The organism is Campylobacter concisus (assembly GCF_902460675.1).
Classification (GTDB): Bacteria; Campylobacterota; Campylobacteria; order Campylobacterales; family Campylobacteraceae; genus Campylobacter_A; species Campylobacter_A concisus_AJ.
Genome location: NZ_CABPUQ010000001.1, coordinates 492,243 through 504,057, shown reverse-complemented (window position 1 = coordinate 504,057; position 11,815 = coordinate 492,243). Strand labels below are relative to the sequence as shown.

5 protein-coding genes are annotated in these 11,815 nt (G+C 39.0%); 1 reads left to right on the top strand and 4 read right to left on the bottom strand.

What is annotated here, in order from left to right; genetic code table 11:
• From F3G88_RS02435 to F3G88_RS02420, 4 genes are all read right to left on the bottom strand, one after another.
• Positions 1 to 713, bottom strand: a 713-nt coding sequence (locus F3G88_RS02435; protein ID WP_188117451.1) for a retention module-containing protein, incomplete at its 3' end; no start/stop codon positions are given.
• Between the two features lie 312 nt (positions 714 to 1,025).
• Positions 1,026 to 5,480 (bottom strand): hypothetical protein, encoded by a 4,455-nt coding sequence (locus F3G88_RS02430; protein WP_149715287.1) that lies wholly within the window; start codon positions 5,478 to 5,480, stop codon positions 1,026 to 1,028.
• Positions 5,481 to 5,640: 160 nt separating this feature from the next.
• Positions 5,641 to 7,047, bottom strand: coding sequence for a hypothetical protein (locus F3G88_RS02425; protein WP_149715286.1), 1,407 nt, complete (start codon positions 7,045 to 7,047; stop codon positions 5,641 to 5,643).
• 173 nt (positions 7,048 to 7,220) lie between these two features.
• Positions 7,221 to 10,409 carry a retention module-containing protein gene (locus tag F3G88_RS02420; RefSeq protein WP_149715285.1) on the bottom strand — a complete coding sequence of 1,063 codons (3,189 nt, stop codon included), beginning with the start codon at positions 10,407 to 10,409 and terminating at the stop codon, positions 7,221 to 7,223.
• A 361-nt stretch (positions 10,410 to 10,770) separates the two neighbouring features.
• Between F3G88_RS02420 and F3G88_RS02415 the strand changes: the two genes are divergently transcribed.
• Positions 10,771 to 11,805, top strand: coding sequence for a type II asparaginase (locus F3G88_RS02415; protein WP_149715284.1), 1,035 nt, complete (start codon positions 10,771 to 10,773; stop codon positions 11,803 to 11,805).
• The last annotated feature ends 10 nt before the right edge of the window (positions 11,806 to 11,815 follow it).

Genomic DNA, 11,815 nt, shown 5'->3' with positions numbered 1-11,815 from the left:
AGCACTAATACTAATAAGTTTAATGGTGCCATACAATGGGTTACTAATGAATTAATTAAAGGCGATGAAGACGTTATAAATATCAAATACACTGACATTAACTCAACAACATCATCAGAAATTTTGCCATCTTTGTTTGTATCTTCTGGGAATTTAATTTCTGGGTTGCTTGGTTTTCTAGTGGTTTCTGGATCGATAGTAGTACTAGTGCCTGCTGTATCGTCATCATTGCCGCCACGACCGCTATCTAAACCGCCACTTTTACCCTCAGCTGGACCTGCAAAAGATGCAGCGCCTAAAGGATTGATCGCGCTTGTGCTAGCACTTATGTTTGAGTAGTGTCCGCCATGCTCAAATCTAGTCTCGCCAAGGCTCATGCCATCACCACGACCACCGCTATTGCCACCAGCTGCTGTCTCTTCAAGATCTTCTAAATTTGCACCATTTAACAATGCTTTTTGAAGTGCTGCTACTTGTGAATCAGCAGCAGTTGCCTTTGGATCGAGACTTAGTGTATCTTCACCGATCATTGATAGCTCTTTTCCATTATTTGTCGCTATCACAACCTTAGAATCAGCTGAAGTTGTTTTTACCGTCTCACCCTCATAAAGGCTATCACCAACTTTTAGTACTCTTTGGTTACCACTTTTATCTACTGCGATAACCTCAGCAGAACCCGATATAGACTTGATTGTGCCTAGTTTCTTTGCCATGTTCATTCCTTTTGGGCTAATTTAATTTTAGCATTATTTTATAACTATTAGAAGAAATTGTAAATTGTACTTAGGTACAATATAGTTACATTATTTTATTATATGTTACATTTATAGAATTTTTTATAATTAATAGATGATATTTCTATAACGCTTATATAAATTTTAATTTTCTAGTAAGAATTGATTAATGATATTTTAAGTTATAAATGTTTTATTTGATCGTAGTAAATTTTAAAAGAATAATAGAATTTATAAAGGATATTTGCAAATTTATATAGAAGAAATTTAGACCCAAAAAGGGTCTAAATTTTAAAGATCGACGTGGATGTTTTCTTTTACATCGATATAAGCTGTAGTTGTGCCGTAATTCGCCTCATATCTTTCAAAGCCCTCTACTGCATTAGCAGCAGATTTACTAAAGCCTTCAAGTTTTACTCCGCCACTTGCCTCGGTTATTTGAAGCAAATTATTACTATGTTCGTGTCCGACATCAAGCATATCAGCTATATCAAGAGCTTTTAGAGTGACCTTTTCATTGCTAGTAACCTTTAACTCTTCAAAGCTCTTAACCTTTGTAAAGTCTATCTGACCATCAACCAAAAGCGTATCGTGATCATAGCGACTTCTATTGTCTGAGTATCCACCAAGAATGCTAGTGCCACCCTCAAGCTTCATATCTTTAGATATAAAGACACTATCACTGCCATCCGATAGATCTATTTTAATATTAGTTAAGCTTCCAGATCTTAGCTCCAAATAATCTTTTGCATTTTTGTTTCCACTCAAAATCCAGTTCGCATGGTATTCAGCTGGCAAACCACTAGCTGATGCGTGAGTATCTTCAACTACCACATGCATTTCATTTATATAAGCCATGATATCTACATCTTTTAGGGTAGATGACTTTAAATTTATATCTGTATGATAAGTTTCTCCAAATGAAGGGACTCTACTGCCTCCATTTAGTTCTACGTTATCAAGGTTTGAGCTATCTATATTTATAGTACCTTTTGATCCTCCTGCATAGATCGCACTTTTTTCTGCTGATGTTGTTGAGTTAATGTCAGTGTATTTGATATTTATAACGTCTTCATCGCCTTTAATTAATTCATTAGTAACCCATTGTATGGCACCATTAAACTTATTAGTATTAGTGCTTATGTGAATATCTGTCATTTTTACATGATCAGCTTTTGTACCTGTTATATTTAAGATATCGCTGTTAATGCCAAGATAGATGGTCTCTTTGTTAAAAACGCCACCATTTATATTTATGACATCATTGTCAAAGCCTGTATTGATCTCAACTTTTTCGTGCGTTCCGCCATTTATATTTATAGTATCGTTTCCGTTATAGGTGTTGATAGTGACATTATTTAAATTTGAGCTCTTGATATCAATTTTATCTTTTCCAGTATTAGTTCCAATATCAAGCCAATTTAAATTTGAACTATTGATATTGACCTCAGTGTCTCCAGAGTTACTATATACTTCACTAAAATGGATCTTACTAGGTTCTTCTCCTTCTTTATGACTTACGGTTGCATTGTTGAAATTTAAGACATTATCTCCATTTTGAAGATACTCTACATCAAAGCGTTTGTCGTTGTGAAATTCGCTATTTACAGTTGTTATATGGTCATTATCTATGATGCCACCCTCATACGTATATTTAGCGTTATCTATACTAAATTCTAAGATCACACTCTCGCTGTAGTAGTGATTGTTTTCAACGCCCTTATCTGCATCTTTAAATAACTTTTCTTTATCCCAGCTCTCATAAAATTTTTCACTATTTTCAGACAAAAGCTTGCCTTCATTTAGCTCTTTATCGTCTATTACATTTGCACGAACAACTACTTTGTTGATATCGCCCGCTCTTAGACCTTTTATGACGCCACTACTATCTAGGTCTATCCAGTTTTCATTATCAAGTGAGTACTGAATTTTATCGTAGTCTTTGCCGTAAGTCGCCTCTCCACTAAATTTAAGCTTCACATCGATTTTTTGATCCACATCGGCTTCTGCCACTTCACCCCTTAGCTCAAATATTAAATTGTTATGTTCCCACATATTCGATTTTTCATGGTTTTCGATCTGAAAGCCTCGTTTGCCATATATACCTATGTCTTTTACATATTTTGAGTCATATTCATTTATATACTCTGGCTCTGGATCAGGCGTTGGCTGTGGCTCAGGTGTCGGCTGTGGAGTTGGCTCTGGTTGCGGAGCTGGCTCAGGTTTAGGTTCTGGTTTTGGTTCTGGCTTAGGTTCTGGTTTTGGCTCAGGTTGTGGAGCTGGAGCTGGATTTACAGGCTCGACTGGCTCAACAGGCGTAGGCTCTGGCTTAGCACCAAGATCGACATTGATACCATTTTTTACATCTATATAGCCTTTGACAGTATAAGATCTGCCGTTATCTTGAAAACCAAAGTCGGCCTCATATCTTGTAAAGCCATCTTTTAGACCTCTTCCGAACTCTGAAAGCTTAAAGCCTGCTAGCTCTACTCCGCCAGCTGCCTCTGTAACTGTCAAGATATGTTTGCTATCATTATTTTTAATGTCAAGCATATCATATAGATCTTCTAGTTTTAGGCTGACCTTCTCGTTGCCAGTCACTTGTAGCTCTTCAAAGCTCTTAAATTTATTAAAATCAACATTGCCATCGATCACAAGTGTATCGGTCTCGTAGCTAGTGCCACCATTTATCATGGTGTATCCATCAAGCTTCATAGCTTTTGAGACGACGACTTTGTCTTCGCCGTTGCCAAGATTAACCGTCATATCGTTTAATGTGCCTGATCTTAGCTCTAAAGTATCATCTGTATCTGCGAAATTCCACTTTGTGGCATTTTCTGGGTAGTTGCCATTTATCTTTGTATCTTCAACTACTACGTGAGTTTTGTAGATAGTGTTGAGATTTACATCATCAAGAGTAGATGATTTTAAATTTAGATCGAAATTTAGTGGATTTCTATTTACATCGGTACCTGTGTTGGTCTCTGTACCTATGTTGATACTCTTTAAAGTTGAGTTTTCAACATTTACGGTGTTGTTTTTTGATTCGGCGATGATGTGGTTGGCTGAATTTTTATATGTTGAGTCGATCTCAGCGTATTTGATATTTATCTCGTCTCTCTCGCCTGAGCCAGTTCTTAGGTACATATCTGTCATTTTTATATGATCATCTTTTGTACCATTTAAATTTAACACATCGTTTCCACTATCAAGCGTGAAGCCACTTTGATAAGGATCGGTGCCTATGTAAGTTCCGCCGTTTAAATTTACGACATCATCTCCAGCGCCAGTTTCGACGTGAAGTCTCTCGTGTCTTCCGCCATTTATATTTATAGTGTCATCTCCGCCTTGAGTGTTGATATTTAGCCAGTTTAAATTTGAGTTATCAGCATTGATGGTATCTTTACCTTCATTAAGATAGCTGCCATCTCCAAAGACTATAGCGCTAGCCACGTCACCAGCTTTGTGGTTTATCGTCGCATCTTTGAAATTTAGTGTATTGTCGCCATTATCTTTAAATGTAACGTCAAAAGATTTATCATTATTAAACTGGTTATTTACAGTGATATCATGATCATTATCTACGATCTTTTCGCTATTTGATGCTTTTAGGTCACCTATGCTAACTTCTAGCGAAACGCTCTCTTTAAAGTAGCCATTATTTTCTACGCCCTTATCTGCATCTGTGAAAATTTTCTCTGATGTGTCAAGTGTGCCTTCATTTTGGTCGTGATCGTTTGTCACTTCAACACGCACGCTTACTTTATTTATATCGCCAGCTCTTACATCTTTTATCACGCCACTATCATCTAGCTTTTGCCAAGTTTTACCGCCATCTAGCGAGTACTCTGCGTTTTCATAGTCTTTGCCAGCAGTTGCCTCTCCGCCAAATTTAAGCGTCACATCTACCTTTTTATCAGCATCAGCCTCCGCTACTTCGCCTTTTAGGTTGTACTCTAGGTATGATTTGTCATTTGAGCTTCTTGGGTCTGAGCTCTTTTCATAGCCAAATTCTGACTTATCTTCAACCGAGATATTTTTAACTATATCTTTGCTCTCGTCAGGTTTAGGCTCTGGGGTCGGTTCTGGCTTAGGCTCTGGTTTAGGCTCCGGAGTTGGTTCAGGTTTAGGTTGTGGTTCTGGAGTTGGCTCAGGTTTAGGCTCTACTGGCTCAACTGGCTTTGGCTGCGGAGTTGGAGTTGGATTTTCTGGTTGTGATGGCTCAACTGGGGCTACAGGTGCAATGGCAGAATTTATATCACTATCTGAACCATCAAAAACATCACTACCGCCACCTTTTACCTCTTGGTTAGTTAGTTTTACAGCGCCAAAAGTATCTGAAAGTGATCTAAAGCTAGCTGATACATCAGAGCTTTCATGACCGCCATGCTCAAACCTTGTCTCGCCAAGGCTCACGCCGTCTCCACCTCTGCCACCGCTATTGCCTCCAGCGGCACTCTCTTCGAGATTTGCTAAATTTTCACCTTTTAAAAGGGCTTTTTGTATAGCTGCTACCTCTTTGTCTGAGCTAAGGTCGTTATTTAAATTTAGAGTTTCGCCATCTTTTAGCTCAAACTCTTTGCCGTCGTTTGATGCGATAGTTACCTTTGCGCCATTTGCTTTAACAACGTCGCCCTCGTATAAACTATCTCCCGCGACAACAACTCTTTCGTTGCCATTTTTGTCTATAACTACTACTTCCTTGGAGCCAAGAATGTTTTTGATAACACCTACTTTAACAGCCATCGCTGCCTCCTTTAAAATCAATTTGACACATTATAAATATTTCTTTTAAATATAAAGTAATGTAAATATGATGTTAATTCTTAAGATTACGCTGTTGCAGTGGGTTTTAAAATTTAAATTTTTGATAAATGTAAGCAAGATCCCAAAAGGGATCTAAAATTTAAAGATCGACGTGAATGTCCTCTTTTATATCTATATAGACTGTGCCTTGACGATCACTACCGTCTGCTAAGTGCGTATTATAGGTACTTTCATATCTATGATAGCCATTTTCTGCTCCGCTAGTTTCGCTAAAACCATTAAGTTTTACAGTGCCATGCGCCTCGCTAAATTTAACTACATTAGAGCCATTGTCTAAAATGTCACTCAAATGAGCCACATCATTGCCATTTAATGTCACATAAGCACCACTCGTTACTTTTAATTCTTCAAAGCCAGAGACCTTTGAGAAGTCGATATTATTATCAAGCACAAGCGTATCATGGCCCTTGCCACCAAATATTTGACTATTATTATCTATATCTGTTCTAGTCATAGTTAAACTAACTGTATCGTCTCCGCCACCTAGATAAAATTTAGAATTTTTTATGATAGCTGATGTCACATTTAAAGTATCATTTTGATTATCTGAGAAGTAAAATTCGTTATTTTTACCATGAAATTCTGAGTCATCTATATGCATATTGACTTTGTTGTTTCTGCCGTCAAATTTAACGTCACCCATAAATTTTGGCCCAAGAAAATTCATATCAAAAAGCGGCGTATGGTCTAAATTTGCGTGTGAGCCTTTTATATCTATCTCGCCGTCTCCACCGCACACTTTTATATTCATAGTGGTCTTTTCGCCGTCGTTTGCTTCGATAGTAGTGTGTCCGTTAAAGATAGTGTTGTCCATATTTAGCGTATCTACTTCGTTTGGATTTGTAAAGCTAGAAAGAGAAATTTTCGTATCACCAAAAAAGCCCACCCAGTCGGTATTTATAGTGTCATTTCCTCCGCCAAGCCTTATATCAGCGCCGTTTTTGATCTCAGATCTTTGGATATCTATGACATCGTTATCTAAACCTGTATGAATGGCAGCATTTTCCATCGTCGCACCATAAATTTTCACGCTATCATCGCCGTCATTTGTATATAAAAACGTATGATCTTTTATGCCAACATTGTTTCTTATCTCTATCTCGTCGTTGCCAGCCCCAGCGTCAAATCTCAGCCCTCTAACCTCGATATTATCGTGAATTCTTAGCTTATTATCGCCATCTCCTGCATCTATCTTGGCATCATTTACGATAGATCTTGTCATATCAACTATGTCGTTGCCATTGTCAAAACGCACATCATTTGCACTAGTGGTTGCGTCTGCGATGTTTAAAATTTGATCCTGCGCTTTTGGCCTTGCATCTGCCACCCTTCGTCCGTATAGCTCAGCAAGAAATTTCTCAGGCTCAAGTATCTCAAGCGACTTTACCTCCTCTATGATCCTCACGTAAGGGTCGTTTTGCCCACCATTTTGGATCACGCCACCGCTTAAATTTAACCCCTCTTTGTCGGCTACTTCTACGCTCATATTAATCCTTTCTTAAAAAAATTGACTTTTGGATTTTAATAAGCGTTTTTAAATCACATTGAAATATAAATTATATTGATTATCAAAAGAAATGCCTAAATTTAGGCTTTTTGTATAAAAAATTTTATTAAACGGAGCAAGGGGAGTTTAGACCCAAAAAATGGGTCTAAATTTTACATTGAAGGATTTATAGTAATATCATTTTCTATTGTAAGAATAAACGTCTGACCGCCATCATTTACGCTATATACGTGGTTTCCATTGCTATCTACTGTACCAGCACTTGCTATTTCAGATGAGCCTTCTGTAAATTTACCAACACCTTCTACACCTTTTACGAATAGCGATGTTGCACCTTCGCCACCGACATTTTTTATGAAATTTGCGATATCTGAAGCATGGTGGAATGTAAATTCCTTATCTGCGTCTGACATATCAAGCACCTCAAAGCCACTTATCTTGCCAGCATTTGTCGTGTTAAACGAGTCATCGTGGATTTTTAACGTATCTATGCCGTCGCCTCCATTTATAGCAGTGCCATTTAGGCTTACGTCCTTGCCAAGATCGACTAAGTCGCTGCCGTCGCCACCTGAAAGGTAGGTGTTGGTTAGTGTCACGTTATCAGCTATATTGATAGTGTCATTGCCTTTGCCTGAGTTGATGTTTGATGCATCATGGTCATGTGCAGCTTCGCCTGCAGCTGGACTTAAATTTACATTTGATGTGCCAGTTAGATCAGCGTTGATATTTATCGTATCGTCTCCGCCTTGAGTGAAAATTTTAACATCGGTGTTGTCATGAGTGCCAGCTCCGATAGTCACGCTATCGCCGTCATCTGCGGTATTTATGGTAACTCTTCTAAGCTCAGCATTATCGATAGTTACGGTTTTTACGCCAGCATTTCCAACGCCTGCACCCTCTATGTTTGTATCAACTAGACCAGTAGCTCTTGCGACATTTAGCGTTACATTGCCATTTTCAAGCATAATGTTTGAATCCACCATAGAGACATCACCATCGACATTTACACGGTCATCTCCGCCATTTGTGTAGATGATAGCCTTGTCAAATGAGCTATTTCCAGAGACGTTAATAGTGTCATTTCCGCCGCCTGCACCGATATATGTGCTATATCCATCGTTTGAGATCATGGTGACATCTTTTAAATTTATCTCATCATCGCCATATCCAGTCTCAATGGCAGCGTTGTTAAATTTAGCGCCAGTAATATCTACGCTGTCTCTATCGTCACTCACTCCAGCATCAGCTGAGCTAGTGTTTATCTTAGTGTTTGAAATTTCAGCGCCTCTTTCGATAGTTAAGCTATCGCGACCTTTGCCCATCTCTATGTAGTTTGAGTGAATTCCAGCTTGATTAGCTACTGGATTTGCCACATGAGCTGGTGAGCTTATAGGGTCATTATGTACGGCGCTATTATTTTTTATTTCAGTGCTACCTTTGATAGTTAGGCTATCATCGCCCTCACCTGTGTAGATATCCATGACATCTGCTTTAGTATCTTGAAGTACGATCTTATCATTGCCATTGCCACTTTTTATTTCAGAGTTATATATGCCTGCACTGATGAAATTTAGCATATCGCCCGTGTCTGAGTCGCCAGTATCGATATCAACTCTCCTGATACTTGCATCAGTAACATTTATAGTGTCGTCGCCCTCGCCTGTTTTTATAAAGCTATCAGTTCTGCTTCCTGCATACTCAGTCTCGTCAGTTGTTCCGTTATTAGTAACGTAAGCATACATATCGCTTTTAATATTTACGGTATCGTTATCAGCACCGGTGTCTATTTTGGTATTTTTTATAAGCTGATGATTATCACTTTTTTCGATATTTACAGTGTCGTTGCCACTTCCTGTTTTAAACAAGACATTGTCTAAAATAGTACTACCAAGGCTTGGACCAGAATCATCTTTTATAGTAAATACATCATTGCCATCGTGGCTTGTAAATCTTGTATCTGTTATAACAGTTCCATTTATATTGAGTGTATCTTGATTTTTCTCTCCGCCAGCGTTTCCAAGGTCTATCCTAGTGTTTTCTACAACAGCATCTTTTCCTGTATTAAACACATCGTCGCCATCGCCCATTTTTATGACATCATTGGCATTTTCTTTTAGATCATATAACCCACTTGAAAAATAGACTTCCTCTTTTATAGTTATAGTATCATCACCATCTTTTGTATCGATGATAGTTTTCATGGTGTTGCCATTGTCTGGGTCAGAATTTACAAGAGCAGGGTTTAAGCCCTCTGTAGATGCATCTATATTTTCTGTGATATTTATATTGTCATCATTATCGATGATCTTGCCCTCAGCCTCGCCAGATGTGATAGCAGCGTTGTTTGTAGTCACACTAAGAGTTACACCCTCTTTATAAACACCGTAGTCTTTTATGCCAGGAGCGATATTTGCGCCTAGATCCTCGCTGCTTGTACCCTCGTTTTGATTACCTGCTGTTTGACCGTAGTCGTCGATAACCTGCACTCTAACCTTTACATTTGCGATATCGCTTGGCATAACGCCGCTTATCGTGCCGCCATTTTGTATCGCTATCCAGCTATGTCCGCCATCAAGTGAATACTCCATAGCGTTTGTGTAGTCTCTGCCTGCACTTGCGCCACTTAAATTTAGCGTTAGATCAGTAGGTGTAGTTGAGCTTGTAGCAGCTGATAGGCCGAGATTATAGACTAGATACTCGTTTGGAGTTGCCTCTCTTGCCTCGCCGCTACCATCAAGCGATACGCTTAGCGCAACAGGTGTTGCTGGCGTTGCTGGAGTAGCTGGAGTGACCGGTGTTACTGGTGTTGTTGGGCTTTGCGGCGCAACATTATCGCCCTCGCCATTGTCGTTATTATCAGCATAGCCGCCGATTGGGCTATTAAAAGAGTCAAAAGCTCTATTTGCATCAGTTAAATTTCTAAAATTTTCATTGATATTTGCGTAGTGGCCACCCTCAGCAAAGCTAGCTGCACCTAAGCTTACACCGTCTCCACCAGCACCACCAGCTGCTGCGTTACCACCAGCTGCGGTCTCTTCTAGATCTGTGATATTTGCACCATTTAAAAGAGCATTTTGAAGTGCTGCGACCTTTGGGTTAGCACTTTGTGCGTTTGCTGCCTCTTTTGGATCAAGCGAGATAGTATCTTCACCTACTACCGAGACTTCCTTGCCATCATTTGCAACGATGACTACCTTCGCATCAGCTGAAGTTGTCTTTATGCTCTCGCCCTCATACAAGCTATCGCCAACTTTTAAAATTCTCTCATTTCCACTTTTATCGACTGCTATCACTTCAGTTTGACCTGAAATTGATTTTATACTTCCTAGTTTTGCTGCCATATTCATCCTTGTTAAAATTTTTCTCGCATTTTAATGAATTTTATAATTCATGTATATTGTACCCAGGTACAATAAAGCCCTTAAATTCGGCATTTGTGACACATGTATGACAATTTTACGTTATCAATTTATATATCATTTTGATTAAAATAAGGCAAATTTCATTTTATCTGTCTTATCTTTTAAGAAAGAGTTAAATTTAACGTGTGCTTTTTGTGATAAAATGAGCGAAAATAATATTTTTTAAATTTATAAAAATATTTTAAAAATTTATTTGAGCTACTTTATTTTTTGTCTATTTGCTTGGTTTGGTATTACGAAAATTTAAAAATGCGTAAAATTTCTTACTAGGAGGATAGCTATGAAAAAGCTAGTTTTATTGATCTGCATTCTAGTTGCTTCGCTCTATGCAAAGCCAAACGTCGTCATCTTAGCCACAGGCGGTACGATCGCAGGAAGTGCTAGTGGCGCGACAAATGCCCAGTACGACGCGGCCCAACTTGGCGTCGATATCCTCATCAAAGCCGTGCCTGAGATAGCAAATTTAGCAAATATAAAAGGCGAGCAAGTTGCCAACATCAGCTCAAACAACATGACTGATGAAATTTGGCTAAAGCTTGCAAAACGCGTAAATGAGCTACTTGCCAGCAAAGACGTGGATGGCATCGTCATAACTCACGGTACCGACACCCTCGAAGAGACCGCCTATTTCTTAAATTTGGCCGTCAAGTCAGATAAGCCTGTAGTTTTAGTGGGAGCCATGAGAAGTGCCACATCTATGAGCGCTGATGGTCCGCTAAATTTATATAACGCAGTAAGCGTAGCAGCTAGCAAAGAGAGCGTTGGTAATGGCGTTTTGGTCGTGCTAAATGACGAGATCAACGCCGCTAGAGAGGTTACAAAAACAAACACCTCATCAGTTGATACATTTAAGTCAAGAAATACCGGCGCCATCGGCAGAGTCTACTACGGCAAGGTCGTTTACAGCACAAAAAGTCTCAAAAAACACACCGCAAACAGCGTCTTTGACGTAAGCAAGCTAGAGGCCTTACCAAGGGTCGATATCATCTACTCACACGCAAATGACTACGGCGATATCGCAAAACACCTGATAGATGTTGGCTCAAAGGGTATCATCCACGCAGGCACAGGTAATGGCAGCATCCACAACAATGTATTTACCGTGCTTCAAGAGGCAAACGCCAAAGGCATAAAAATAGTAAGAAGCGCGATCGTTGGAAGCGGCTACGTTGATAGCAACAAAAAGATGGATGACAATGGAAATTTCATCACCGCAAGCGACCTAAACCCACAAAAGGCTAGAATTTTACTCATGCTAGCCCTCACAAAGACGAGCGACACCAAAGAAATTCAAAAATTCTTTGACGAATACTAAAATTTACTTG